At 48.3% G+C, this 26,691-nt stretch carries 21 protein-coding genes; 14 read left to right on the top strand and 7 right to left on the bottom strand.

Going from position 1 to position 26,691, the window contains the following annotated elements; genetic code table 11:
• The 3 genes from ASC49_RS18780 to ASC49_RS18770 form a co-directional block, all read right to left on the bottom strand.
• On the bottom strand, positions 1-1,184 hold a 1,184-nt coding region (locus ASC49_RS18780), incomplete at its 3' end, for a tyrosine-type recombinase/integrase (protein ID WP_055464764.1).
• A 1-nt stretch (position 1,185) separates the two neighbouring features.
• Positions 1,186-1,455 (bottom strand): hypothetical protein, encoded by a 270-nt coding sequence (locus ASC49_RS18775; RefSeq protein ID WP_040523228.1) that lies wholly within the window; start codon positions 1,453-1,455, stop codon positions 1,186-1,188.
• Positions 1,456-1,457: 2 nt separating this feature from the next.
• Entirely contained in the window at positions 1,458-2,432 is a 975-nt protein-coding gene (locus ASC49_RS18770; protein WP_052921327.1) for a ParM/StbA family protein, read from the bottom strand.
• Between the two features lie 464 nt (positions 2,433-2,896).
• Here ASC49_RS18770 and mobI point away from each other — a divergent pair, with 464 nt between their 5' ends.
• Complete coding sequence (gene mobI / locus ASC49_RS18765) at positions 2,897-3,340, top strand: conjugative transfer protein MobI(A/C) (RefSeq protein WP_023584022.1); 444 nt, start codon at positions 2,897-2,899, stop codon at positions 3,338-3,340.
• A gap of 10 nt (positions 3,341-3,350) precedes the next feature.
• On the opposite strand, the gene umuC is transcribed toward mobI, so the two are convergent.
• Complete coding sequence (gene umuC / locus ASC49_RS18760) at positions 3,351-4,658, bottom strand: translesion error-prone DNA polymerase V subunit UmuC (protein WP_428838696.1); 1,308 nt, start codon at positions 4,656-4,658, stop codon at positions 3,351-3,353.
• Positions 4,627-5,076: a translesion error-prone DNA polymerase V autoproteolytic subunit gene (umuD, locus tag ASC49_RS18755; protein ID WP_055464762.1), complete on the bottom strand. Its 450-nt coding sequence runs from the start codon at positions 5,074-5,076 to the stop codon at positions 4,627-4,629. Before umuD ends, umuC begins: the two co-directional genes overlap by 32 nt.
• Before the next feature lie 638 nt (positions 5,077-5,714).
• Between umuD and ASC49_RS18750 the strand changes: the two genes are divergently transcribed.
• A complete protein-coding gene (locus ASC49_RS18750; RefSeq protein ID WP_055464761.1) occupies positions 5,715-5,996 on the top strand; it encodes a hypothetical protein in 282 nt (93 codons plus the stop codon).
• Between the two features lie 128 nt (positions 5,997-6,124).
• Here ASC49_RS18750 and ASC49_RS18745 read toward each other — a convergent pair whose 3' ends face one another.
• A complete protein-coding gene (locus tag ASC49_RS18745; RefSeq protein ID WP_055464760.1) occupies positions 6,125-7,162 on the bottom strand; it encodes an AraC family transcriptional regulator in 1,038 nt (345 codons plus the stop codon).
• Between the two features lie 178 nt (positions 7,163-7,340).
• Between ASC49_RS18745 and ASC49_RS18740 the strand changes: the two genes are divergently transcribed.
• Together ASC49_RS18740 and ASC49_RS18735 are read left to right on the top strand one after the other, a co-directional pair.
• Complete coding sequence (locus ASC49_RS18740) at positions 7,341-8,825, top strand: coniferyl aldehyde dehydrogenase (protein ID WP_211262095.1); 1,485 nt, start codon at positions 7,341-7,343, stop codon at positions 8,823-8,825.
• Between the two features lie 186 nt (positions 8,826-9,011).
• Complete coding sequence (locus ASC49_RS18735; protein WP_072242193.1) at positions 9,012-10,790, top strand: GMC family oxidoreductase; 1,779 nt, start codon at positions 9,012-9,014, stop codon at positions 10,788-10,790.
• 93 nt (positions 10,791-10,883) lie between these two features.
• On the opposite strand, the gene ASC49_RS18730 is transcribed toward ASC49_RS18735, so the two are convergent.
• Entirely contained in the window at positions 10,884-11,783 is a 900-nt protein-coding gene (locus tag ASC49_RS18730; protein WP_055464759.1) for a LysR family transcriptional regulator, read from the bottom strand.
• Positions 11,784-11,959: 176 nt separating this feature from the next.
• Here ASC49_RS18730 and hutH point away from each other — a divergent pair, with 176 nt between their 5' ends.
• From hutH to mobH, 10 genes are all read left to right on the top strand, one after another.
• On the top strand, positions 11,960-13,471 hold the full coding sequence (gene hutH / locus ASC49_RS18725; protein ID WP_055464758.1) for a histidine ammonia-lyase: 1,512 nt from the start codon (positions 11,960-11,962) through the stop codon (positions 13,469-13,471).
• Positions 13,472-13,499: 28 nt separating this feature from the next.
• Positions 13,500-15,512, top strand: coding sequence for a urocanate hydratase (locus tag ASC49_RS18720; RefSeq protein ID WP_055464757.1), 2,013 nt, complete (start codon positions 13,500-13,502; stop codon positions 15,510-15,512).
• 79 nt (positions 15,513-15,591) lie between these two features.
• Positions 15,592-16,863, top strand: a complete 1,272-nt coding sequence (gene hutI / locus ASC49_RS18715; protein ID WP_082443887.1) for an imidazolonepropionase — start codon at positions 15,592-15,594, stop codon at positions 16,861-16,863.
• Complete coding sequence (gene hutG / locus ASC49_RS18710; protein WP_072242192.1) at positions 16,860-17,909, top strand: formimidoylglutamase; 1,050 nt, start codon at positions 16,860-16,862, stop codon at positions 17,907-17,909. Before hutI ends, hutG begins: the two co-directional genes overlap by 4 nt.
• 314 nt (positions 17,910-18,223) lie before the next feature.
• On the top strand, positions 18,224-19,477 hold the full coding sequence (locus ASC49_RS18705; protein ID WP_055464755.1) for a hypothetical protein: 1,254 nt from the start codon (positions 18,224-18,226) through the stop codon (positions 19,475-19,477).
• Between the two features lie 322 nt (positions 19,478-19,799).
• Positions 19,800-20,693, top strand: a complete 894-nt coding sequence (locus ASC49_RS18700; protein WP_082443886.1) for a DNA methyltransferase — start codon at positions 19,800-19,802, stop codon at positions 20,691-20,693.
• 9 nt (positions 20,694-20,702) lie between these two features.
• On the top strand, positions 20,703-23,780 hold the full coding sequence (locus ASC49_RS18695; protein WP_055464754.1) for a type III restriction-modification system endonuclease: 3,078 nt from the start codon (positions 20,703-20,705) through the stop codon (positions 23,778-23,780).
• Positions 23,781-23,941: 161 nt separating this feature from the next.
• On the top strand, positions 23,942-24,223 hold the full coding sequence (locus tag ASC49_RS18690) for an ECs_2282 family putative zinc-binding protein (protein ID WP_055464753.1): 282 nt from the start codon (positions 23,942-23,944) through the stop codon (positions 24,221-24,223).
• On the top strand, positions 24,223-24,696 hold the full coding sequence (locus tag ASC49_RS18685) for a hypothetical protein (protein WP_001145412.1): 474 nt from the start codon (positions 24,223-24,225) through the stop codon (positions 24,694-24,696). The genes ASC49_RS18690 and ASC49_RS18685 overlap by 1 nt, the downstream gene beginning before the upstream one ends.
• Before the next feature lie 119 nt (positions 24,697-24,815).
• Positions 24,816-26,691, top strand: a 1,876-nt coding sequence (mobH, locus tag ASC49_RS18680) for a MobH family relaxase (protein WP_055464752.1), incomplete at its 3' end; no start/stop codon positions are given.

Here is a 26,691-nt window from a genome sequence, read left to right as displayed (position 1 = left end):
TGTTGATACCAAACGTCGTAAGCATGACGCATTTCATCCAGGTACTGATATTGGTTGTAGATAGCATCCAACCCTTTTTTGCTGTGGCCAATCATCAACTCGGCAACTTCTTGCGTCGTGATGGCCGACATACGCGTTCGCATCGTTCTTCGAAGATCATGCATAGACCAGTGTTCCATCTCAATACCAAGCGACCTGCGAGCCCAGATTTTCACATTGTTAGGAATAGTGGTATCAAAGCCATTTGTGGCAAGTTCCTCTTGTCCGTTAGCAGGAAACAAGTAAGTTGATTTACTCATCTGCATCGCCAGTTCAATCAGCTCGATAGCTGGTTTGATTAATGGCCGCATGATCGGCGCTCCTATTTTCTCACCTTGTTTGCGGATCTCTATGGGCACTGTCCACATTGCAGATTGCAAGTCAAAGTGATGCTTTTCAGCTTGAATGAGTTCGCCCTTGCGACCGCCCAATAGCAGAAGCAATTTTATGTAGATGCGGTTCTTCTCAGTAATTTTTGACTCATGTAAATAGCGCCAAAGTATCCTGATCTCGTTATCGTTTAGCACCCGAGTTCGTTTGCCTTTCTTACCGCCAACCTTTTTTGCTGTGATCCCAGCGGCAGCGTTAATTTCCAAAATTTGTTCATCAATCAGCCAGTCATAAAACTTGTGCAGCACAGACACCAGACGTTCTGTGTTTGAAGGGGACGACTCCGAAACCTCACGAAGACAGTTTCGTAAGGACAATTCATTGATGTCAGTTAATGGGTACTTGCCAAGTCGGGGCAGCAAATATATTTCACTGCTGCGTTTTTGGTAGTGCCACGTTTTCTCCTTTAGCCCTTGCTTACCGGCAGAGTCTATCCAGTCTCGAAAAATCGATTCGAAGCTTTGATTGGCAGAATACTTGGCCCGTTCCTGCTGTAGGTAGAGCTTGGGGTTTCTGCCCTGGTCGAGTACCGCCCTTAACCTATCCAGCTCATTCCTGGCTTCAGCAAGCTTCATAAGTGGGTAAGTACCTATGTCTACCCGCTGTTGCTTGCCATCGAACCGATAACGAAACTGAAAAACAATTTTGCCCTTGGGCGAGACCCGAGCACTTAGTCCATCTCGGTCAGCTTTTACTACGGTTTCTTTTGCTTCTTTATTTAACCTGGCATCGAGCCAGCTAACTGATAACGCCATGTTATAAGCCCAGCCCTAGTTTTGATTTTAATGATTGTTTGCGTGATTCTGCTTTGGGTTCTGGCGCTGTACTCATAGAAGTCACTTCACCATCTGGTGCATGGCCATCCACCGGTGCAGATGTAGTGGATAAATTGGGTTGGCTCATGTGAATTAAGCCAAAGGTGGCCAGCATCCTCAGACGCTCAGCGCGTTCCCGTGGCGGCGTCTTTTCTAATTCTTTGAGCAGTTCAGGGTGGCTCCCTGGGGGAATGTTGACGACAACTCTCATGATCAAGCCCCATAAAACCAGAAGCCTCGGACGTTCGCCAAAACAGACTGCTCCGGCACGATTATCTTGCTTCGTGAAAAAATCTCCTTGGCCGCTTCCTTATAAGCCAAGGCTCCACCTCCGGCGATCAATACCAAGTCCGCATTAATGCTTTCGTCACGCATGGATTGGCGCATGGCTGTAAGAGCAACAGGCGCTACCTTTTTCATGGCAGTATTCAGATAAGGTGAAATATCGACTTTTTCTCCAAATAGCAGGACCTGTAAGTCGCCGGTTCTCATGGCTTTTTCAAGTCGATCCATTCCGACTTTGGCACCGTGATCTTCTGAAATCAGCTTATCGATTGTTTCCAGAAGCACGGACATTGCCTGAAGACTGGTTCCTGATGAGCTGTAGCGAATTTCTCCGGCCTCAAGGGCAACCCAGTCAACAGAAAAGAAGCCGGGATCGATGACGACGACGCGACCTTCTTCAATCAAGCCCAAATCACCACCTGTTTGAACCAGATCCATGTAGGCACCGGCAGGCTGCGGCAGCACTTTGACGTCATGAACAGTGATGCTGCGCTTAGGCGTCACTTGATGGACACCTTTTAAACGCTGCACAAGGTCAGACTTACGTTGTGGTTCATGAAACTGGGAAACCGGTAATCCAGTGACAACCAAATCGATGGATTCTGTTTCAGCCATTAACAAGGCGGCATGAAAAAGCGCCTTATAGGTTTTTGTGGTGGGATATTCCGGGTGAAGCTCTCGTTCCCAGCCTTGAAGGCGTCCAGCAGGCACACCTGCGGCCCAACGCTCATTATCGACTGACACATACAAACAAGTGTCATCATCGCCTCCACCGATACGCTCCGGCATACGATCCGCAGGACCGGCACCCGCAGGCAGAATAATGGTTTTCGGTTCGCTGCCTGATTGGCCAATTGCCAGCTTCAGGTTTGAGTAACCGATATCTACGCCTAGTACAAACATACTTATCTCCTGTGCACTCAAAGTGCTCTAACGGTTTTCAATCAACCGCACTGGTCACGCTTGGGTATGTCCAAGTGCTCTGGCGGTTCACTCAAATGTCATTATCAGGATTCGGTGCACTGGCGGTGGGCAGAAAGGTGACAAATCCTTTCATCTATCTGCCTATTGCATTTTCGCAAAAGTATGAGAATAGGCTCTGTTTGGCGGCGGATAACCTAGCCAAAAAAATCGAGACGCCAAACGTCGTTTGCATTCTGGCCTGAACTTGCCAAACGGTTTGTATTTTCATGGCAATACGTCTTTTTAGGCGTTTTTAAGTGAAATCGGCCTGCATCCCTTGTCAGGTATGGGATTGCGCGAGTTGATTTATATCGAGACGCCAAACAGTGATTGTTACGGCAGTTTTACGTTTGGCGTTTCGATCCAAAAGCCAAACGGATAGTGGTTTTGGCTTTTGGGTTTAATTGGATGGGGAAATTGGTTTGGTAGAAATCGTCAATGAACAATGGAAAGCAGAGGTATCAGATTTACTTCAGCAAGAAACGGACAGGCTAAAAGCGCTGGCACGAGCTGAAGTTGATGACTTTTGGGTTACCCATTACAAGGTTCGTGAGAATGAGCCCTTTAAAGACTGGGGGCTGCTTGGTGTCCGTATCAGAGACTTTAAGTATGGCTTTGGCATTGAGTGGTACATCAACAGTTTTCACGGTCAACGAGGCAAGCGCGTAGTCTTTAGTAAAGGTCTGCGTATTTCAAAGACGAAGCTGAGATACTCATTTTTGGACTGCCAAGGTTTGGCCAAAGAGTGGGAGCTAGCGCTGGCCATGGAGAAGGAAGAATTCTTCAGTGATGTTCGACGCCAAGTTGATAAGCTCAACATGCTTCGTCGAAGAGTGAATGCCTACTGAATTATCGGCGCTACTTCACTCGCGGTAACTGGTCCCAGCGTGTTGTGTAGGCGGGAGATAAATGCTCACGCTTCATCGACCAATCTTTCTTCGTACCTTGTCCAGCAAAGAAAACCTTTCCGGCACCGCTTTGATTAATGGTGTCCAATACAGACATCAACTGTTGGCTATGAGAGAGGGTCGATACGTCATCGAATAGTCCTGGTTGAAACATGCCTGGATCGTAAAAGTCAGACAGCATGACGCCCGCTTTGGCATAACGAAAACCATCCTTCCAAATCCGCTTGAGTAAGTGATTGGCCAGTTCGATAAAATCTCGTGTATCGCAACTGGGGATCAGCAACTCGCCCGATGCGGAGTTGCTGTATTGCGGCTCGTTGTCCTTAAAGGGGCTGGTACGTATAAACACGGTCAGCACTTTGGCTTGCTGCTGTTCTTTGCGAAGCTTCTCAGTGGCGCGGGTTGCGTATTCACATACGGCCTCACGTAACAATTCAAAGTGCGTTACTTTTACGCCAAATGAACGGCTACAGACGATTTGTTTCTTAGTTGGCGGGATCTCTTCAAGTGCAATGCACGACTCACCATTGAGCTCTCTGACGGTTCTCTCTAAAACTACTGAAAACTGGTCTCTGATGGCGCTAGGAGAGGCATTGGCGAGGTCTAAGGCTGTGGTGATACCCAAAGCATTTAAACGCTTAGAAAGCCGTCGACCAACGCCCCAAACATCATCAACCGGGACTAATGCGAGCAATCGACGTTGCCGATCTGGATTGGTCAGGTCTACAACGCCCTGAGTGGCTGGATACTTTTTGGCGGCATGGTTTGCCAGTTTGGCGAGTGTTTTTGTCGGTGCAATGCCTACACAGACGGTGATCCCAATCCAGTGGCCTATGCGCGCTCGCACTTGTTGTCCGAACTCGACAAGAGATATGGCAGACTCAATACCGGTTAAGTCCAAAAACGCTTCGTCAATGGAGTAGACCTCTACTCGTGGTGCCATCTCCTCCAAAGTGCGCATCACTCGACTGCTTAAATCTGCATACAGCGTATAGTTGGACGAGAATGCCAAAATACCATGGCGCTGCATTTCAGCTTTGATCTGGAAGACGGGTACGCCCATTTTAATACCGAGTAACTTAGCTTCACGCGACCGTGCAACCACGCAACCGTCATTGTTGGACAGCACCACAACCGGCGTATCTTTTAAATCAGGACGAAACAGCTTCTCACAACTGGCGTAAAAGTTGTTGCAGTCCACCAAGGCAAATACAGGCATGGGATAGTCACGACTTGCGGCGCATGTTTCGCACCACATTGGTGACCACACCAAATATCTCCAACTCTGTCCCTTCAGGAATATGAATGGGCTCATACGCCTGGTTTCTTGGGATCAGCTTGACGCATGGCCTTAGTTGAAGCTCCTTTACCGTGAGTTCACCATGGATGCCAGCGATGACAATGTCACCGTGTTCGGCTTGAACAGAGCGATCAACCACCAGAATATCATCCGGGTGAATCCCGGCATCAATCATTGAATTACCTTCAACACGCACAAAGAACGTTGCAGCCGGTCGCTTGATGCACAGCTCGTTAAGGTCGAGCGTTTGCTCAACATAATCTTGCGCTGGTGAGGGAAAACCAGCAGAAACACGTTCCATGAACAATGGAATACGAAGGCGCTTGGCTTTGATGAAGGCAAGTGCGCCGCTACGGCCTATCAGCGAGACACTCATGACGAACCTCGAAAAAATAGAATCAATACTGTTTGTTTATACAGTATCTAATGCTATGCTGATTTCTACAAGTAAAATTGTAGGTAAACTGTAGTTGTTCGAGTAAGACGCTGTGTTGTAGGTGATTTCTTTTTTGTGTTGAAAAGCTTGATGTGGGGATCGCTTGCCCTCGTCAAAGCCTGCAAGGCTTGGACAATACTGCTTCTGCCTACTGCTCTTGTTTCTGTTACTGATCCTGTTACTGCTACTGGTTAACGCATGGGTCGAGTAACCGTCAGACAAGGGTTGTTGAACCCTTTGCAAAGGGTTTAAAAACAGTTAGTAAAATTCTGCTTCGTATTGAATTTACTGGCTTAAAGCGAAGTCAGGAGCATCATTAAAATGCTCAGTCGAACTCGGTTCAAGCCTTTTGCAACCGTTTGAAAAGGGGTTGGCTAAGTCATGCGTAAAGGGTATCGGTAAGGGTTACCTAAACGGTTTAGCTAAAGCTTTCTGAAAGGCTTAGCCAAAGCCTTCATACATGGGTTCACACAGTAGAAAGATTAAAAAAACGCTGAGGTATCCAAGGTGCATTTTGTACTACCTGTGGCACAGTGAAATCACCTAAAGCGAACAATAGAATTGAAGAGGAACCATCAATGACAAGAGCCCCTGCGCCATTTCCGCTAGAGCGCCTCGCGGATATCCCAGAAAGACCAGAAGATTTTAGATTGCTGGAACGCATTCCTTTAACGCGTGAGCCGCAGTCCTGGCCACTTGAACTCTCTCCTGTGGTAGGTGATGAACAGCCAATGGTGCTGCTCGATACAGAGACAACCGGACTGTCTGCCGATGACGAGTCCATTATTGAGCTTTGGCCGTTAAGCGGATTGTGTCGATTGTGCTGGGCTTTCCAAAGGCGAAAAACGCTTAAGCCCTGATTTAAAGAGCTGAGATTTTGCTATCTGCTCTCATTTGAGAGCTAAATAAGAGGCTCTGATCGCTGAAAGGTGATCAGAGCCTTTTTTATGGCTGATGGTTTGAGGTTTCGGTTCAAATCGAGGAATGGTCAAACGGAAGATTGCTTCTGCCAGTCCGAAGGGCTTAAACCAAACCACTCTTTAAAGCGGCGGCTGAATACGGCAAGCTCCGAATACCCCAGCTGAAGCGCCAATGTGGTCAGGGAAACCTGTCGCTGCTGTAGCTGGCGCACCGCTTCTTTTTTTCTGACCTCTTCCAGCAGATCCCGAAAGCTGGTGTTCTGGTCTTTTAACAGCCGCTGTAGCTTTTTGGGATGCAGCCCGACGCAGGTAGCGACATTCTCTTTATTGCATTCGCCTGTCGAGAGCAGCATGCGAATCGCGCTTTCCACCTGATCCAGGGTTTGTCGCCCGGGATCATCATTCTGATAGCTGGTCGATGCCGACAGGGCCTTGTCCAGCAGCTGATCGATCAGCTTGTCATTAATCGCGGGTTTCAGGGCCAGTACCCATGCAGGGAAGTAGAGGGCATCGTACTCTGCGCCAAAGACCAGATCGCAGTGAAAGACCTGCTCAAAGAGAGCAAGGCCGCTTTGTGGCGCGGGTTGTCGCAGGCTGATACGGTGGATTTTGCATTGCGGGCCTGCCAGCTCCTGAAACACCTTATGGATCGCGCCCACCGTCACCTGTGCCTTTTGCGGGTAATCGGCACCGCTCTGGCTCAGATTGATAAAGCGCAGCTCGCACTCATCCTCCTTTGATGGGGGCTGGTCGATCTGGCTCAGCTGCAGGGCGAGTCCTTCCACATGCAGATAGAGATACTTCTCAGCAATTTTGAGGGCGTCCAGCACACTATCCTGACGGGACATATAAGCTCCCATCAGCCCAAGCGTGGCAAGACTCTGTTTCTGACTCAACTTGAGGCCAAACACCGGATCACCGGAGGCTTTGGCGGCCAGCTCAACAATGGTCAGATAATCTTCATAGCGAATAAAGCTGTCCGGTTCCCGCAGTTGAGAGGGCAGTAGCCCCACCTGCTCCAGCAGGGTGTTGGGATTCAGGTTGTAGCTGCGCACCAGATCGGCAAAACCTTCCAGACTGGCCGCGCGTATAAAGCGTTCCCGCATTGGCGTATTCTCTATTTTTCAGGAGACAGGGTTTTGTTATTCAGGTTTTGGATATCAATGTCTGATCACCTGTCCCAGATAATCAAATGCTTGTCCTAAAATATCAAGCTTTAAAGATTGAGATCAGAGATAGTAGCCTCATTCGATAAACCTTTGCCCCGGTCTGCGAGGATGAACTATGAACACGTCGGTACAGGATAAAGCACTGTTTGAATCTCAAATGCAGGAACCTCAAATTTCTGACTTTCAGGCCTCAGACCATCCGGAGCTGGCCGCGGCGCTGACACTGCAGCGGGCGGCATTTCGGAAGCACGGGCAGGAGAGCTATCAGCAGCGCCGCGAGCATCTGACTAATCTAAAGCGCCTGCTGCTGGAGAATCGCGAGCAGATCGTTGAGGCGATCAACAAGGATTACGGCAACCGTTCCTATCATGAAACCATGATCGCCGAAATCATCACGGTGGCAGACGATATCGATCACACCCTGAAAAGCCTGAAAAAGTGGATGAAGGTTCAGCGCCGTAAGATCGATTTTATGCTCTATCCGGGGGCGAAAAACCGCGTGATCCCTCAGGCGGTGGGTGTGGTTGGCCTGATCATTCCCTGGAACTTCCCTCTGAACCTGAGCTTTTCCGGCTTGTCCGCAGCCTTTGCCGCCGGTAACCGCGCCATGGTGAAAATGTCGGAGAACTCTATCCATCTGAGTGAGCTGCTGATCCAGCTGGCGCCGAACTATTTTCCGGCGGACAAGCTGCAGTTTTTCACTGAGACTGGCAGTGTGGGTATCGCCTTCTCAAAATTGCCCTTTGATCATCTGATGTTTACCGGTTCCGGCCAGACCGGCCGTAAAGTGATGGCGGCTGCGGCAGAACATCTGACGCCGGTAACCCTGGAGCTGGGTGGTAAATCTCCGGCGGTGATCGACCCTGAATATCCGCTGAGGAAGGCCGTTGAGCGGCTGATGTTTGTGAAGCAGTTCAACGCCGGTCAGATCTGCACAACTGTGGATTATGTTTTTGTTCATGAGCAGCAGTTAAATGCCTTTATTGCCGAGGTACAGCGCTGGGTTAACCATCATTGCGCCAATATTCACAGCAGGGATTACACCTCTGTCATTGATGATCGTGCTTTTCAGCGATTGCTGGAAACACTGGATGATGCCCGTGAGAAGGGAGCAGAGGTAATCAACCTGACGGGTCAGGAGCCCGATGCCGCCACTCGCAAGTTGCCACTGACGCTGGTACTGAATTCAACGGATGAGATGATCATCGACCAGCGGGAAACCTTTGGCCCGATCCTGATGGTGAAAACCTATACCGATCCGCAGCAAGTGATCGATTACGTCAATGATCGGGATCGTCCGCTGGCGCTCTATCCCTTCAGCTACAATAAGCCGCTGGTAAACCGCTATATCAGCAATATTCTTTCCGGTGGGGTATCGGTGAACGATGCGCTCTTCCATGTGGGGCAGCATGATCTGCCTTTCGGTGGTATCGGCGGCAGCGGTATGGGGCATTATCACGGCTACGAGGGCTTTCTGACCTTCTCCAAACTGCGCCCTGTCTTCTATCAGGCACCCTTTTCCGGCATGAAATTCCTGATGCCACCTTACGGTAAAACTGCGGATCGTATGCTGGGGCTGATCGCTAAACTCAAGCTCTAGCCGCTGGCCCGGATCTGTATAGATTCGGGCATTCTGCTGCACTTGCAGCCTGTTTTCCTTCCAGCCTCATGTCTTATGCCGCTCAGGTTCCCTTGGAACCTGCCGTGGCAGCGTGCGGCTGTGTGCTCACCAGATCAGTGAGCGCCTGACATTTTAGACCTCAACAACAATAAAAAGAGTAAAAAGATGACCCAAACCCACGATAACTCCGGAGTTTCCGGTACCCAAGCCTTTGATTTTGACCAGATCGTGATTGGTTCTGGTTTTGGCGGATCGGTCAGTGCCCTGCGCCTGACGGAAAAAGGCCATCGGGTTCTGGTGCTGGAAAAAGGTATACGGCGTCGTGATGATGAGTTTGCCGAAACCAATCTGGATCAGAAAAACTACCTCTGGATGCCTAAGCTTGGCTGGAAGGGTATTGTCCAGTTTACCTTTACCCGTAAAGTGACCGTGCTGCATGGGGTGGGTGTTGGTGGCGGTTCTCAGGTCTATGCCAATGTGCACCTGATTCCTGATCGTTCCGTGTTTCAGTCGCCATCCTGGCAGCAGGTGCGCACGGACTGGTTTGAGCAGCTTCAGCCGTTTTACCGGCTGGCGCAACGTATGTTGGGTACGGCGAGAAACAGCTACACCAATATTGCGGACGATACTCTGAAAGTTATCGCAGAAGAAAACGGACGGGGAGACAGCTTTAAGACGGTCAATACCGGCGTGTTCTTCCCGCAGGCTGACGGCGTTGAGGGAAAAACAATCGCTGATCCCTATTTTGATGGTGATGGCCCGGAGCGAACGACCTGCAATTTCTGTGGCAGTTGCATGATAGGTTGCCGTAATAATGCCAAAAACACTCTGCTGAAAAACTACCTTTACTTTGCCGAGCGCAACGGCGCTGAGATCAGAGCAGAGTCTGAGGTGCTGAAAATTGAGCCCATCAAACAACAGGGCTGTGGCGATGGCAGCGAAGGCTACCGGCTGACGATACGTGAGGGGCTGGGGCGGAAGAAGCGAATCTATACTCTGACGACGCAGGGCGTTGTGGTTTCCGCTGGTGTGATGGGAACCGTTCCTCTGCTGCTAAAAATGCGCGATCAGCTGAAAAGCCTGTCGGCGATCTCAAATCGTCTTGGCCAGCAGATCCGCACTAACTCGGAAACACTGACCACGGCGAACAATACTCAGCACAAGGTGAGTGATGGCGTCAGTATCAGCTCCTTTATCTCCGTGGATAAGGACACCAATATGGAGATTACCCGATACCGGGAGGACTCTGATGGCACCTGGCTCTACCTGCCCTATGTGCCTATGGTCACGGGTAGCGGCGTGGCACGTTTTCTGAAGTTTGTGGGTAATACACTGCTGCACCCCCTTAAAACCTGGAAAGTGCTGCGCTTCAAAGGTAAAGCCCGTAACTCTATTTTGTTTTTGGTCATGCAGACTTCAGAAGCCTTTATCCATCTGGAATGGCGACGTCCCTGGTATAAGTTATTCCGTAAGGGACTGAGTGCCGTTCAGAAGTCCGACGACAGCCCACTATCGGTCTCTTTCCCCGCAGCCGAAAAGGCAACTAAACAGTTTGCGGAAAAGCTTGGTGGTGAGCCGGGTTCTGCCCTGACGGAGATCCTGACAGGGGCTCCTATGACAGCTCATATCATGAGTGGTGTGCCCATGGGACGGGATGCCATGACCGGTGTCGTAAATGATAAAGGCGAAGTCTTTGGTTATCAGAATCTCAGGGTGGTCGATGGCTCCGTGATACCCGGTAATCTGGGGGTGAATCCGTCGCTGACCATTACTGCGCTTTCGGAATACATCATGAGCCACGTACCTGTCCATAATCAGGCGCTTGCGGAACAGGTTCGGCCGATTCGTTTTTCACAGCCTTCAGAATCCCAGCAAAAGATGCTGGATGAAGCCTTCGACGGGGTTGTTAACAAGACTGTTGTTGAAGACGCTATGAATTGTTGAAGATGTTCTGAATTAACGCCCTAAGGCATTCTGATCAGTCCCGGAACCCAAGGCCTGAACCGGCTTTGGGTTCATAGGATCAACAGGTTCTGACTAAGGGTTGCTATGGCAGCGTTTTAATTCACTGATCAACTCTTTGATGAGCGGAGTTGAAACCGCATTCTTCAGTGTTATCAGCATCACAGGGATCTCGTAATGATACCGCTCTGGCAAAATCGCTTTTAGCTGACCCTTTTCGACCCATTGGTTCGCATAATGCTCTGGCAGATAACCGATAAACCGCCCGGACAGCACCATATGTGCAATGCCCTGATCATGGTAAGCCGTGGCGGTATTCTGATAATTTAACCCGTCATTTCGGGTTTCTTTATCTCTCTGATAATGGCTGGAAACAATTTCAGCCTCCTGTAGCAAGGCTTCACGGTGATCATCATCGCAATCAAACAACGGATGCTCTGAAGAGCAATACAGGTAGTTCACTTCGTCCTGTAACGGGTAGTAGTCCAGCCCACGAATATGATGACGGCTCACTCCCAGCCCCACCATAGAACGCCCGCTGATAACCGATGTTTCAACTTCCCTTGCTTCACACACATTGATTTCAAACTGAATGGAATCGCTTTTATCTCGGAGTGCTGCGATCGCTTTTGAGATTCCACAGCGCGGATCGTTAACCAGATTATCAATGGTGGCGATGGTGACACGGCCTGTCAGTTCGTTTTTGGAGCTGGCAACGGTCGCCGCAAAGGCTTCGCACTGTCTGAGCAGTTCGAGACTGGCCTGATAGGTGACACGTCCGGGTTCTGTTATCTCAAAACCGCTTCGTCCACGCTTGCATAATGTCAGGCCGAGCCGGATCTCAAGGTCAGACAGATGGGAGCTGATGGTCGAACGACCGATGTTTAACCTTGATTCCGCTGCCGATAAACCGCCGGATTCAACAATAGCGACAAAGATTCTTAAGAGTTTTAAGTCGACATCATGGATCTGCATATAAGAATTTCTCCGCTGCGATGCAGCTCTCATCTTTTGTTCGGTGGCTTTTGTTTGATAACGATTATTTTAGTTCGATAAATCCGGAATAACGCTCGGATATTCTTTATCTATAAAGCTTAAGTTGCAAGATATAATTCTCCCAGCAGCTACATTTTCACCGGAGAACTATAAAAATGACGTTTAAATACGGGATAGATACCCTCACTGTTGAACTGGTTAACGATATCGCCAATGGCTCTGTTGAAACGGAGCTGTGTCAGGAAGCAAAAGACAAAATCAACACCAGCCGGAAAAATGTTGAGCACATGGCCAGCTCAGATTCTGCGGTATATGGCATCAATACCGGTTTTGGCCCTCTGTGTGATACCCAAATCTCTCCTGCTGAGACCAATCTGCTCCAAAAAAACCTGCTGATCACCCATGCGGTTGGCGTAGGTAGCCCCATCAACAAGTCCATCTCTAAGCTGATGCTGATTACCAAAATTCATGCATTAAGCCAGGGGTTTTCGGGTATTCGTCTTGAAGTCGTTGAGAGAATGCTCAAATTTTTAGAGCTGGATCTGATTCCTGTCGTACCCGAGCAGGGTTCAGTGGGGGCTTCAGGAGATTTAGCACCTCTTTCACATCTGTTTTTACCCTTAATCGGTGAAGGTGAGTTCTGGCAGGGTTCAGAAACGGTACCTGCGATCTCTCTGTTAAAAGCGCATAACTTAGCGCCTATGGAGCTTGAAGCTAAAGAAGGGCTGGCGCTGATTAACGGCACTCAATTTATCCTGTCTCACGCCATTACCGCACTGGTCAAAATGCGTTACCTGCTGGATTTAGCGGATTTAGCCGGTGCTATGAGCATCGAAGGTATGCAGGGAAGTTCTTCACCGTTCAGAGCAGAACTGCATCAGACCCGACCATTTCCGGGCTGCGTAGAAGTGGCCGCCAGAATGCGGGGCTTTTTTGACGGTTCCCAGAATATGGCATCGCATACCAACTGTGACCGAGTACAGGACCCGTACTCACTGCGCTGTATTCCTCAGGTGCATGGTGCTTCCCGAAACGCCTACAAACATCTGAAAGAGTTAGCTGAGATCGAAATGAACTCAGTGACGGATAACCCCATTGTGATCAGCCAGGAAGAAGCCATTTCCGGTGGTAGCTTCCACGGTCAACCTTTGGCGATGGCATTGGATTACGTGTCTATCGCGGCGGCTGAGCTGGGCAATATTGCCGATCGTCGTTGTTATTTACTGCTTGAGGGCATGCACGGCCTGCCAAGAATGTTAACGGAATCCGGTGGTTTAAATTCCGGCCTGATGATTCCTCAATATGCCACTGCAGCTTTAGTCACTGAAAACAAATCACTCTGTTTCCCGCCATCAGCGGATAGCGTACCAACCTCAATGGGGCAGGAAGATCATGTCTCTATGGGCAGTATTTCGGGTCGTAAGCTCAATCAGATCCTGGGCAATCTGGATAAGATTCTGGCCATTGAGCTGATGTATGCCGCCCAGGCGATCGATTTCAGACGTCCGAATACCTGTTCCGAGGTGATCGAGCAGAACCACCAGATTATCCGTAGCAAAGTCGCCAAGTTAGAAGAAGACAGACTGCTAAAACCTGATATCGACGCCATGATCGAGCTGGTTCAGACGCAGGCGCTCTGTGTCGATTCGCCAGTAAAACACGCTTAAACCGGGAAAACATAAGGAGACGCTGACAATGAATGATATCCATCTTTTTCAACAAACGATTAAGCAAGGCATTCCTGCGAGTTTACCCGCTGCAAAGCCGTACCCGGAAAACGCTAACCGGGCACCGAAACGAAAAGATATTTTAAGTACGGAAGAAAAACAGCTGGCGGTGCGCAATGCGCTGCGTTACTTCCCGAAAGAGTGGCATGCAGAACTGGCTCCTGAGTTCGCGAAAGAGCTGAACGACTATGGCCGGATCTATATGTACCGTTTTAAGCCTGAGCACTCGTTAAAAGCTCGCTCAATCGAGGATTATCCGGCTAAGTGCCAGCAGGCCGCTGCGATCATGCTGATGATCGACAATAACTTAGATCCTGCTGTGGCTCAGCATCCGGAAGAACTGATCACCTATGGTGGTAATGGCGCGGTATTTCAGAACTGGGCACAGTATCTGCTGACCATGAAGTATCTGAGTGAGATGGAAGCGGATCAGACGCTGCACATGTATTCCGGACACCCGATGGGGCTGTTCCCTTCTTCTGAAGAGGCTCCAAGAGTCGTTGTGACGAACGGCATGATGATCCCGAACTACTCAAAACCGGATGATTGGGAAAAATTCAATGCTTTGGGTGTGACCCAATACGGTCAGATGACCGCCGGATCTTTTATGTACATAGGTCCGCAGGGGATCGTTCACGGTACAACGATTACGGTGATGAATGCTTTCCGTAAAGTGCTGAATAAAGGCGAAAGCCCGAAAGGTAAGATCTTCTTAACCGCAGGTCTGGGCGGTATGAGTGGTGCCCAGCCTAAAGCGGGCAACATTGCAGACTGTATCACTGTCTGTGCAGAGGTGAACCCTAAAGCGGCGATCAAGCGCCATGAGCAGGGTTGGGTAGACGAGCTGGTTGACAATATGCCGGATCTGGTTGCCCGTGTTCGTAAAGCACAGGACAACGAAGAAGTTGTCTCCATCGCCTTTATTGGTAACGTCGTAGACGTTTGGGAAAGCTTCCTGGCTGAAGATATCTTCGTTCATTTAGGCTCCGACCAGACCTCATTGCATAACCCCTGGTCCGGTGGTTACTACCCAGTGGATATCAGCTACGAAGAATCAAACCGTCTGATTCGTGAAGAGCCGGAAGTCTTTAAAGAAAAAGTACAGGCCACGCTGAAACGCCACGCCGATGCGGTCAATAAGCATACGGCTAAGGGCACCTATTTCTTCGATTACGGTAATGCCTTCCTGCTTGAAGCATCGCGTGCAGGCGGTGATGTGATGGCTGAAAACGGTATCGACTTCAAATATCCCTCTTATGTTCAGGATATTCTGGGGCCGATGTGTTTTGACTATGGTTTTGGCCCTTTCCGCTGGGTTTGTACCTCAGGGAATCCGGATGATCTGGATAAAACCGATGCGATTGCGGCGAAGGTGCTGGAACGCATCATGCGGGATTCTCCGGAGGAGATTCAGCAGCAGATGCAGGACAACATCACCTGGATCAATGACGCTAAACAGAACAAGCTCGTGGTTGGCTCACAGGCGCGTATCCTCTATGCCGATGCACAGGGCCGGGCAGAAATTGCCAAAGCCTTTAATGATGCCATCAATGCCGGTGAGATTGGCCCTGTGGTATTAGGCCGTGATCACCACGATGTCAGTGGCACCGACTCCCCTTACCGTGAAACGTCAAATATCTATGATGGCAGCCGTTTTACCGCGGATATGGCGATTCATAACGTGATTGGTGATGGCTTCCGGGGGGCAACCTGGGTATCGATTCACAATGGCGGCGGTGTTGGCTGGGGTGAAGTGATCAACGGCGGCTTTGGTATGCTGCTGGATGGTTCTGAAGCCGCTGAGCGTCGCCTTAAAAATATGCTGTTCTTTGACGTAAACAACGGCATTGCACGACGCAGTTGGGCACGGAATAAAGAAGCTGATTTCGCCATTAAGCGTGAAATGGAGCGCACGCCTAAACTGAAGGTCACTCTGGCCAATCAGGTTGATGATGGCTTGCTGGACGGTTTGGACTTCTGACCTTTTGATAGCCTGTAACAGAATGCCATCCGTTTAACGGATGGCATTCAAATTATCGCGATAAGAAAGAGAGTGCCTCATGACAAGATCGGATACCGTGATGAATCAGAATAAAGCTGATGCTCATCGCTGTGACCTTTTAATACACAACGTGTCTTTGGCGACAATGGATTACGGGACATCAAGCTCAGCATCACCCTATGGTCAGTTAGAGGATGGTGTGTTGGCTGTCACGGCAGGGCGAATCAGCTGGGTCGGGGCAGCAGCAGAAGCTCCTGAGTTTGACGCGACTGAACGGCTTGATGGACAAAGAGGCTGGCTAACACCGGGCCTGATCGATTGCCATACGCATCTGGTTTATGGCGGCAGTCGTGCCCGTGAATTTGAGTGGCGTTTACAGGGTGTGTCTTATGAAGAGATCGCCCGTAAAGGCGGCGGCATTGTCAGTACCGTGACCGCCACCAGAGCGGCTTCTGAAGAAGAACTGTTTGCTTCAGGTTTAAAGCGTTTACAGCGTCTGATGGCTGAAGGAGTGACAACCGTTGAAATCAAATCAGGCTATGGCCTTGATACAGAAACTGAGCTGAGAATGCTGAGGGTGGCGGGGCAGCTGGCAGATCATACCGGGCTGACGGTCAAGCGAACCTTTCTGGGGGCGCATGCGGTTCCCGCCGAGTACAAACATGACCCGGATGCCTATCTGGATATTGTGATCAATGAAATGCTGCCCTTAGTGGCCGAGCAGAAACTGGCCGATGCGGTGGATGTATTCTGTGAAGGTATTGGCTTTTCACCCAAGCAAACCCGACGTTTATTCGAAGCCGCGGTAAAACATGGTTTGCCGGTAAAAGGCCATGTTGAGCAGCTGAGTGATCTCAAAGGGGCGGTACTGGCGGCAGAGTTTAATGCCTTGTCAGTCGATCACCTAGAATATCTGGCGGAAGAAGATTTACCGGTATTAAAGCAGGCCGGAACCGTTGCAGTGATGCTGCCGGGAGCCTTCTATTGTCTGAGAGAGACTCAACTGCCACCGATAAAAGCGTTGTTTGAACATAATATTCCGGTGGCAGTCTCCACTGACCTGAACCCGGGAACATCGCCTATAGCATCTTTGCTGCTCGCGATGAATCAGAGCTGTGTGTTATTTGGACTGACACCGGAGCAGGCGTTGGCGGGCACTACCTGTCATGGCGCAAAGGCACTGGGGTTAGAAAACAGCAAAGGTGTGCTTAAAGTGGGTTATGACGCCGATCTTGTGTTGTGGCCAATCGAGCACCCCAGTGAACTCAGCTACGGCATTAATATGCACCGTCCGTCAAAAATCTGGCTGGCAGGGCAGGAAGCAAAATGAAACGGAGTGAATCGATGACCTATAACCCCGCAGATATGGCGGTATGGACTGGTCGGGTTGATAGTGAAGAGGCTGGTGTCAGCACGCGCTGGCATCAGGAGATCAGTCCATTACCCGCGGATGTTTTTAAGCCAGATGGTTTTGGGGCGGATGCTTTTGAGACGGATAGCATTGCTATTTTGGGTTTTGCCTGTGATGAAGGCGTGCGCAGGAATAAAGGGCGACAGGGAGCCAAAGAAGGCCCCGCTGCCATTCGTCGGGCCTTGTCCAATGCCGCCTGGCACCTGCCGGTAAAAGCTTGGGATGCGGGTGATATCCGTTGTGATGATACGTCAATGGAAGTCGCGCAAAGTGAACTGGCGGATAAAATCACCTTCCTGCTGGATAATGGGCTAAAGCCTGTTGTACTGGGCGGTGGCCATGAGATCGCCTGGGGTAGTTATCAGGGGGTGGCACAGCATATTTACGCTGAAGATAAGAGTGCCCGTATTGGTATTGTTAATCTGGATGCACATCTGGATCTGCGTAATCCGGATATTCAGCCCAGTTCAGGCACGCCGTTTCGCCAGATTGCTCAATGGTGTCATGCCAATAACAAAGCATTTCATTACTACTGCATTGGCGTTAACGAAACGGCTAATACTCAGGCGTTGTTTGAATTTGCCCGCGAGCAGGGGGTTAAATGGCGTCTGGATCGTGATTGTAAAGCCACGGATCTGGAAGCGATTCGGCAGGACATGAAAGACTATCTGGCAGAGCTGGATTACCTCTATCTGACGATCTGTCTGGATGCCTTCAGTGTGGCCGTGGCTCCGGGTGTCAGCGCGCCGTCCGTTCTGGGGCTGGATGCGGTGACCGGATGTGAAATCATCCGTCTGATCCTGAAAGAAGCCGCTGCAGCACATGTCCCGGTGTTACTGACAGATATTGCTGAGTGCAACCCATTGCTGGATGACGATGATCGCACCGCCAGACTGGCTGCTAGGCTGGTGGCGGAGATTAGTCAGGAACTGACCCATGGGCTGCCTCAGGAGTTGCCCGGGTAACCGTATAGAAGCAGTCTTATGGCTGTTTCAGGTTTATTTTTCAGTGTGTTGTGTCCTCCGGCCACGCTTTTTTGTAGACTCTTTTAAAGCTGTGTTTGAGCTATTGTTATATTTCTCTTACATTATTCTTAGTCCATCGCTTTTTTTGTGGCGGTGGATGGCTTTATCCGGTTTAAAAACAAAAAGTCTGAACGTCCGTTATTGCGTGTGATGTGTGACTTCCAATCAGCATGATTTCCGGTGTGTTGGAAGATTTCAGGATAGCGGCTGATCTCAACTGGGATCAGGTTTCAGGGAGCGTTAAGGAGACACTCATGCAGCAACGATGGACAGGTGTGCTCAGACAGGCCCACCGACTGAATTTTATCCCCCGCGCGACCGCTTTCTGTCGCCGTGTTTCCCAAAAGCGAATCTTGGGTGTGGCCGCTGCTTTGCTGGTCGTCTCTCAGCCTGCATCGGCGGCTTTGCATAACAATGCTCAGCTGGCGGAACAGCGTCAGTTATTCGAGCAGCTTTCCGATCAGGTTTCCAAAGGACGCTTATCTCAGGTACGTCAGAATCTTGATGCGCTGGAAAACTATCCGTTAAAACCTTATCTGGAAGCCCAGGTGATCTCCCGTCAGCTGGAATCTCTGAGTGCTGACCAGGTTAATCGCTTCATTGAACAGAATATGCACCTGCCGGTGGCCGAGAGCCTGCAACAGAAGTGGCTCAATACCCTGGCCGCCCGCAATGACTGGGAGGGTTATCGCCAGTCTTATCAGCTGTTTCAGCCCCGTGGCAATCACTATAAGTGTCTGATGCTGAAAGCGGAGATGAAGCAGGGCTATCTGGCGACCCAGCTGGATAAGGTGGCTGAAGTCTGGGTGCAGGGGGAATCGCAACCGAAAAGCTGTGACTCTGTGTTTGCCTATTGGCAGCGTAGGGGCGGTCTGACCTCTCCGGTTGCCGAGATACGTTTCTGGAATGCGGTACGCGAGCGCAATTTCTCGCTGGCACGTTTTGCAGAGAAAAAGATCGATCAGCCCGATGGTAAGAAAAGTGCCCGCCTGTTGTGGCAGGTGCGCAGTAATCCGGAACGCTGGTTAAAGCCGAAAACCTTCTCCGCCTCTAATCATACCCACCGTATTATCGTGGATTATGCCGTGCGTCGTCTGGCGCAAAAGGATATGCGGCTTGCTGCCCGTCGCTGGTTATCCTTGAGAGATCATCTTAACTTTACCCCGGAAGAGAAGGCGGAGCTGAATCACTATCTGGGCGTGCGTCTGGCGCTTCGCTTCTATGATGATGCCCCTGAACTGGTGGCCAAAATTGATCCTGATTTTCAGGATGTTGAGATTACCGAATGGCGCATCCGACTGGCACTGAGCCAGCAGGACTGGGTTCAGGTTCAGCACCTGATCGCCAAGCTGCCGGAAGAGGAGCAACTGACCAGTCGTTGGCGCTATTGGATGGCGGTAGCGGGTCAGAACCTTACGGGGCAGTCGCAGGATGCCCAGTTTGCCGAGATCGCGGTAGACCGCAGTTACTATGGATTTCTCGCCTCGGAGCAGCTGGGACGGCGGTAAATTAGCAAGGTGAGATTGAATTAGAAGCAAAACATTACCGGACAGAACCAGAAACTGGAAATTCTTATCTGTGTGGCCTTTCGTAATGATACCTTGGGGAAAACTTTTTGGGGAAACCCGGCTCATAAAGAGATCTCACTCACCTTGCTCTACAAGATAAGCCTAGCATAAAAGCTGTATATTCATACAGTTTTTATGGTGCGAGATACTGCTCAATAACCACACTGCTCAACTACGGCCGCAGATAACTACCGTATAGCCGTCTCTGAGGAGCAGCGTTAAAGGGGGAGAGGGCATACGCTCACGATTTAATGACGAATCAATGAAAAGGATGGATGAAGGAAATGAGATATGGTTTGGTTCGGATGGTAATCAAACCCCTTCAAGGAAAAGCTTTTTATCGGAAATAAAAGATGGTGTGACGCCAGTCACGATTTGGCCATATGATGAGGTTGGACATAATCACGAGTCAAATAGTGAATTAAAAAAGCTTGATTTAGGAGGGCTATTTACTAATCCAAAACCTGTTCGATTGATTGAAAGGATTCTTAGACTTGTTACTGATAGAGATTCAATTGTACTAGATTTTTTCGCTGGATCATCGACAACTGCCCACTCTGTAATGAAACTAAATGCTGAAGATGGCGGTAACCGAAAATTTATTATGGTTCAGCTCCCTGAAGAATGTGACAAAAAGTCAGAGGCTTATAAAGCAGGCTATAAAACAATTGCAGAAATTTCCAAGGAACGTATCCGCCGAGCTGGCGCAAAAATATTAGCAGGCGAGTGCCACAAAGACTGGAATAAAGACGTTGGCTTCCGAGTACTTAAAGTGGATACCTCCAACATGGCGGATGTTTACTACTCGCCAGATCAAGTATCGCAGGGTTCGTTAGACTTATTGGTAGATAATATTAAAGCAGACCGCACTGATGAAGATTTACTTTTCCAGGTTCTACTTGATTGGGGCGTCGATTTAACCTTGCCAATTAGAAAAGAAACGATTCAAGGTAAATCGGTATTCTTTGTCGATGATGATGCACTGGTGGCCTGTTTTGACCTGCGCATAAATGAAGCTTTGATTAAAGAGTTAGCCACAAAAGAACCACTTCGCGTAGTGTTCCGTGATGACGGCTTTGAGTCTGATGCAGTAAAAATTAATGCCGAGCAGATTTTCAAGCAAGTGTCCCCACATACTGAAGTTAAAGCGATATAAGGAGGGAGTATGAAGTTAAAGTTCAAAGTCCAACCTTATCAAACTGTTGCCGTAGAATCGGTTGTTGACTGTTTTGCGGGGCAACCTAATACCTCCGGCGTAACCTACCGAATCGATCCTGGCGTTGCCAAAGATAAATTTGGCAACGCTGGCTGGGATATGAGCGACCAGGATGGTTTTAAAAATGCTGAACTCGCAATCACTGAATCGCAGTTATTGCAGAATATCCATGGTGTTCAAAGTAGGCAGAACCTCCCTGTTTCAGAAGCGTTAGTCTGCAATGCTAGCTCTAAGATAAACCTCGATGTCGAAATGGAAACCGGTACTGGTAAGACATATTGCTACATCAAAACCATCTTTGAGATGAATAAGCGCTATGGCTGGAGCAAATTTATTATCGTAGTGCCTAGCATCGCCATTCGTGAAGGTGTTTACAAGTCGCTGCAAATCACCGGTGAGCATTTTGCTCAGAATTACGACGGTAAAAAGGCTCGGTTCTTTATCTATAACTCGAAACAATTGCACCAGTTAGAGAGTTTTTCTTCTGACAGTGGCATCAATGTCATGGTCATTAATATTCAAGCCTTTAATGCGTCAGGAAAAGACAATCGACGTATTTATGAAGAGTTGGATGACTTCCAGTCTAGGCGTCCTATTGATGTTATTAGTGCAAACCGTCCAATCCTGATTTTGGATGAGCCGCAGAAGATGGAAGGTAAGAAGACATTAGATGCCTTAGCCAAATTCAAACCACTGATGGTACTTCGATATTCGGCCACGCATAAGACAACACATAATAAAGTGCATCGCTTGGATGCGCTTGACGCTTATAACAATAAGCTGGTTAAGAAAATTGCCGTTCGTGGTATTTCAGTAAAAGGCTTGGCGGGAACGACAGCCTATCTATATTTGGAATCCATCGAGATCTCGAAAAAAATGCCAGTGGCTCGCATTGAGATCGAAGTTAAACAACAAAATGGCATTAAACGCATACCCAAGAAGGTCACTAAGGGCGATAATCTTTTTGATCTTAGCAATGGTCTGGACCAGTACCGTGACTTTGTGGTTACTGATGTCAACGCGATTAACGACACGGTTGAATTCAAAAATGGCCATGCTTTAACCGCGGGCGATGCCACGGGAGACGTGACCGAAGAGACCATTCGCCGAATACAGATCCGCGAGACAATTAAAGCGCACCTTGAAAAAGAAAAAACACTTTTTAACCAGGGTATAAAGGTTCTCTCTCTCTTTTTTATTGACGAAGTCGCAAAGTATAGAGACTACTCTCAAGCCGATGAAAAAGGTGATTATGCTCGCGTCTTTGAAGAAGAGTATTCCTTGCTTGTACAGGAGTATCTTGATGAGTTGTCCCTTTTGCCAAGTGAACAGACTGAAGCCTATAAAGCCTATCTATCGGCCATTGAAGGCTCTAGAACGCATAATGGTTACTTCTCAATTGATAAGAAATCAAATCGTCTTCAGAACCCCGGCTTTAAAGTCCGTGGTGAAGATGCCGGGCTATCAGACGATGTAGATGCCTATGATTTGATTTTAAAAGATAAGGAAAAGTTACTCTCGTTTGAAGAGCCTACTCGATTTATCTTTTCACACTCGGCTTTGCGCGAGGGGTGGGATAATCCAAACGTATTTGTCATGTGTATGTTAAAACACAGCGACAACACTATCTCTCGTCGTCAAGAAGTTGGGCGTGGTTTACGTCTGGCCGTCAATAAACATGGTGACAGACAAGACCATCCGGCAACTGTGCATGAAATTAATGTTTTGTCGGTGATTGCAAGTGAAAGCTATAAAGACTTTGTCACGAATCTGCAAAAAGAAATCAGCGAGTCTCTCTCAGCGAGACCTAGAAAAGCAGATGAAGCTTATTTTACGGGTAAGACAATTACAACGGCTGATGGACATGTAGAAGTAACACCTGTCATGGCTAAGCAAATTTATAAGTATTTGCTTAAAAATGATTATACCAATGAAGCTGACGATTCAATTGCGCCATCATTCCACCAGGCTAAGGCTAGTGGACAGTTAGCGCCAATGCCTATTGAGTTAGAGCCTTATCGAGAGCAAATATTGACTCTGATAGATGGTGTTTATAGTGAAGCGCAATTGCCAGGTGTTGGTGATGATCGTAAACCTAAAAACAATCCTTTGAATGCTAATTTTGATAAAAAAGAGTTTCAGGAGCTTTGGCACAAAATCAATCGCAAAGCGGTTTATAAGGTTGATTTTGATTCATCTGAGTTGATTAAAAATTGTATTCGGGTTCTCAACAATGAACTTAAGGTAACGCCTCTTCAATACACCATTCAAGATGGTGTTCAATTGGATGGCATTACCGACGAACAACTCAAAGCTGGACAAAGTTTCAAGGTGAAAAACACTGAGACTGAAACTCATCAATCGAGCATTCATTCTGCTGTTCGTTATGACTTGGTTGGTAAGTTGGCTGAAAATTGTGTGCTGACTCGCAAAACAGTCGCCGAAATACTGATGGGTATAGAACCTGTAGTATTTGCACAATTTAAGCAGAACCCTGAGCATTTTCTCGCTGAGGCTTCACGCCTTGTGAAAGAGCAAAAGGCATCTGTGATTATCGAGAAGCTATCATATGATCCAACGAACGAATCTTATGATGTTGATATATTCACGGCAGAGCAAAAAATCACAGATATGACAAAAGCCGTTAGTGGCGTTAATAAGCATATTTATGATTATGTTGTCGTCGATTCACAAGGTATTGAGCGAGACTTTGTTACCGAGCTCGATACAAGCAAAGAAGTCGTGGTTTATGCAAAACTGCCTCGTGGTTTTCTGATACCGACGCCTGTTGGCGACTACAACCCTGATTGGGCGATTTCTTTCAAAGAAGGAAGTGTTAAACACATTTACTTTATTGCAGAGACTAAAGGAACGATGTCTTCGCTTGAATTGCGTGGCATAGAAGATCGCAAGATTGAATGTGCTAGGAAATTCTTTGAAAAAATTAATGCAGAGATAACGAGTGAAAACGTCAAATATGATGTTGTAACGAGTTACTCGAAATTGATGGAAGTCGTAAGCGGCTAGTTGTTTTCGTTTTTATATCGGGCTGTCAGTTCATCTGGCTGACAGCTCACTTTTAGTTTCATAACAATAATTGGAAGATTCAGCCAGCAGATTGAGTCTAAATGTCGCTCACTCATGCGGTTAAATTTTAAGTATGGCTGTTTACGTGACGGAGAAATAGCATGAATCCTGAAAAGTACAATAGAAGCATAAGCTTGCTTTGCCCGACTTGTGGTTGTTCGGACTTTTCCTACGAAGACGGTCGCGATGAAACAATACAAGTAATGACTTGTGCATCTTGTGGCCGAGAGTTCAATAAAGATGAGCTTATTCAAGAGAATAGCGAAAATATTGATGAGCACCTTTCTGAAATCAAGGAAGAAGTTTTAAAAGACGTTCAAGACGAACTACGTAAATCTTTGAAAAAGGCTTTTTCTGGTAGCAAGAATATAAGGATTAGGTAATGCCAGTAACTATTGATGCAGGTGATGTGATAGCCGGATTAGCTTTCCTTTTATCTGGCTACGCAACATGGCAAACGGTCAGCTTTAATAAGAGGCAGAAGTCACTTGTCGAAAGCCAAGAAAAGCTAAACACCATTCTCTTGGAAAAAGAAAATGAAGATGCTCTGAAAGGAAAGCAAGCTGACCTTGGTGCATCAATTATAAAACTTGGCAGCAGTAAGTATCGGCTTAAGGTTTGGAATAAAGGTGCTGCTACTGCAAGAAACGTCAGAATTGAGTTCCCCGAAGGTAACGATTTAGTTATTGAATCAGAAGTGACTGACAAATTTCCGATGGAAAGCCTCGAAAAGTATCAAGCCGTTGAGCTAATAGCCGCTGTTCATATGCAAACGAAACGAAAGCATGTTGTTCGGCTAGTTTGGGAAGATGATGCCCAGTCTTATAATGAAAAGCTGTCTTACCCCACACTGTAATGTAACTGTCGGTTTTTTCACTAGAACGAAAACAACTACAGATAAATGCATATTTCTTTCGGCTATCTAACATCTTCAGTTGCTAATGAACCTTCACACTATCGTGTCGGAGGTTCACTATGTTCAAAAACCTATTTTTTCAAACCAAAGCACTACCAGAGCTTTCATCGCAACTGGATACAGAAATTCCGCGCTATCCGCCATTTCTGAAGGGGTTGCCAGCTGCGTCACCTGAAGATTTGCAGTCCACACAAGACGAGCTAATTGCCAAACTTCGCCAGGTACTTGGCTTCAACCAGCGTGATTTTCAACGGTTAATTCAGCCCTGCATTGATCATCTGGCTGCTTATGTCCACTTGCTGCCAGCTTCTGAGCATCATCATCACAGTGGTGCTGGTGGTTTATTACGTCATTCGTTGGAAGTTGCTTTCTGGGCGGCACAAGCAGCGGAAGGGATCATCTTTGTTGCCAGTGGCACACCGGTTGAGAAAAAAGAGCTAGAACCAAGGTGGCGTGTTGCGGCGGCTCTTGGCGGTTTGTTCCATGATATTGGTAAGCCTGTTTCAGACTTGTCCATTACAGACGAAGATGGACGCTATCAGTGGAACCCGTTTTTAGAAACCTTATCTCAGTGGACCACTAATAACAGCATTGAACGCTATTTCATTCGCTGGCGCGACGGACGGTGCAAGCGGCACGAGCAATTCTCAATTCTGGTGTTAAACCGGGTGATGACACCTGAGTTGCTCGCCTGGTTAACCCAACCGGGCCCTGAAATTTTGCAAGCCATGCTGGAGGCAATTGGCAATACCGATCCAGAGCATGTCCTGTCTAAACTGGTCATTGAAGCCGACCAAACCAGTGTACAGCGAGACCTCAAATCTCAACGAATTTCCGTTGACGACAATGCCCTTGGTGTTCCAGTTGAACGCTATCTACTTGATGCCATGAGGCGATTGCTTGCCAGTTCCCAGTGGTTAGTCAATCAGCGAGACGCCAGAGTCTGGGTACGAAAATCGAATCAATCAACCAATCTTTACCTGGTTTGGAAAAGCGCGGCTAAGGACATCATTGAGCTATTGGCCAAAGACAAGATACCTGGCATCCCAAGAGACCCCGATACCCTTGCGGACATCCTTATTGAGCGAGGATTGGCCACTAAATCCGTCTCAAATGAGCGATATGAAAGTCTTGCCCCTGAAGTGCTGATCAAAGACGACAAGCCAATCTGGTTACCCATGCTTCATATATCTGAGGCCGATTTATTGTTCAGCTCGAATGTACCAAGTAGCGTGAGACTGTTTAGCAAATCTGAGTGGGAAGCAACACAGCAAACACAAGCAGAGCCTCAGAGTCGTTCCAGAGAGCAGCCAGGCTTGTCTGAAGCGTCATCATCAATCGAACATAGCAATTCGGCTAAGTCGCCATCGACAAAACCGTCCGAACAAGATGATGAACTTCGTCATGCCAGTGATGTTAATCACCTTCAGGCAAATGAAAATGCTCCAGCTGATGGATGTGAAAAGCCTAACAATTCATATGATGGCGCTATCTCAATTAACGTAAACCAGCACGATGCAGAGGCATTGAATATCCCTGAATCTTTGGCGTGGCTCCCAGAGGCCAGTAGCGCGCTGGTTGTGGTTGGTGAACAGATACTGATCCGCTATCCCGATGCCGTAAGACCCTGGTGTGCCCCCCGAAAACTGCTTGCTGAACTCAGTCGATTAGACTGGCTTGAATTAGATCCCGCAAACCCGACACGTAAGGCCAGAACTGTAACCATGAATGATGGAGTTCAGGAGCAAGGGTTACTGCTGAAAGTATCTATTTCTAAAGGGCTTACTGCACTGTTAGAACTCTCCAAACAAGACGCAGAACTGGCGGCAGCAATTCAGAACAAAGAGGCTTCACAGCGTCCGAGTCGAACTGAGACAACCAGTGCCCAAGCAAAAGAGCTCGCCACAAGAGCTGAGCGTAAGCAAAAGCCGATTG

It is taken from the genome of Marinomonas fungiae (assembly GCF_001418205.1).
Lineage (GTDB): Bacteria > Pseudomonadota > Gammaproteobacteria > Pseudomonadales > Marinomonadaceae > Marinomonas > Marinomonas fungiae.
The sequence above is the reverse complement of the archived record's forward strand: the minus strand, read 5'-3'. Positions and strand labels throughout refer to the sequence as shown.

Bases quoted from the DNA above. Each gene is read 5' to 3' on its own strand.
- ASC49_RS18775 (WP_040523228.1), bottom strand. From the start codon at position 1,455: ATGAGAGTTGTCGTCAACATTCCCCCAGGGAGCCACCCTGAACTGCTC.
- ASC49_RS18770 (WP_052921327.1), bottom strand. From the start codon at position 2,432: ATGTTTGTACTAGGCGTAGATATCGGTTACTCAAACCTGAAGCTGGCA.
- umuC (WP_428838696.1), bottom strand. From the start codon at position 4,658: ATGTGGTGCGAAACATGCGCCGCAAGTCGTGACTATCCCATGCCTGTA.
- umuD (WP_055464762.1), bottom strand. From the start codon at position 5,076: ATGAGTGTCTCGCTGATAGGCCGTAGCGGCGCACTTGCCTTCATCAAA.
- ASC49_RS18750 (WP_055464761.1), top strand. From the start codon at position 5,715: ATGACAAGAGCCCCTGCGCCATTTCCGCTAGAGCGCCTCGCGGATATC.
- ASC49_RS18745 (WP_055464760.1), bottom strand. From the start codon at position 7,162: ATGCGGGAACGCTTTATACGCGCGGCCAGTCTGGAAGGTTTTGCCGAT.
- ASC49_RS18740 (WP_211262095.1), top strand. From the start codon at position 7,341: ATGAACACGTCGGTACAGGATAAAGCACTGTTTGAATCTCAAATGCAG.
- ASC49_RS18735 (WP_072242193.1), top strand. From the start codon at position 9,012: ATGACCCAAACCCACGATAACTCCGGAGTTTCCGGTACCCAAGCCTTT.
- ASC49_RS18730 (WP_055464759.1), bottom strand. From the start codon at position 11,783: ATGCAGATCCATGATGTCGACTTAAAACTCTTAAGAATCTTTGTCGCT.
- hutH (WP_055464758.1), top strand. From the start codon at position 11,960: ATGACGTTTAAATACGGGATAGATACCCTCACTGTTGAACTGGTTAAC.
- ASC49_RS18720 (WP_055464757.1), top strand. From the start codon at position 13,500: ATGAATGATATCCATCTTTTTCAACAAACGATTAAGCAAGGCATTCCT.
- hutI (WP_082443887.1), top strand. From the start codon at position 15,592: ATGACAAGATCGGATACCGTGATGAATCAGAATAAAGCTGATGCTCAT.
- hutG (WP_072242192.1), top strand. From the start codon at position 16,860: ATGAAACGGAGTGAATCGATGACCTATAACCCCGCAGATATGGCGGTA.
- ASC49_RS18705 (WP_055464755.1), top strand. From the start codon at position 18,224: ATGCAGCAACGATGGACAGGTGTGCTCAGACAGGCCCACCGACTGAAT.
- ASC49_RS18700 (WP_082443886.1), top strand. From the start codon at position 19,800: ATGAAAAGGATGGATGAAGGAAATGAGATATGGTTTGGTTCGGATGGT.
- ASC49_RS18695 (WP_055464754.1), top strand. From the start codon at position 20,703: ATGAAGTTAAAGTTCAAAGTCCAACCTTATCAAACTGTTGCCGTAGAA.
- ASC49_RS18690 (WP_055464753.1), top strand. From the start codon at position 23,942: ATGAATCCTGAAAAGTACAATAGAAGCATAAGCTTGCTTTGCCCGACT.
- ASC49_RS18685 (WP_001145412.1), top strand. From the start codon at position 24,223: ATGCCAGTAACTATTGATGCAGGTGATGTGATAGCCGGATTAGCTTTC.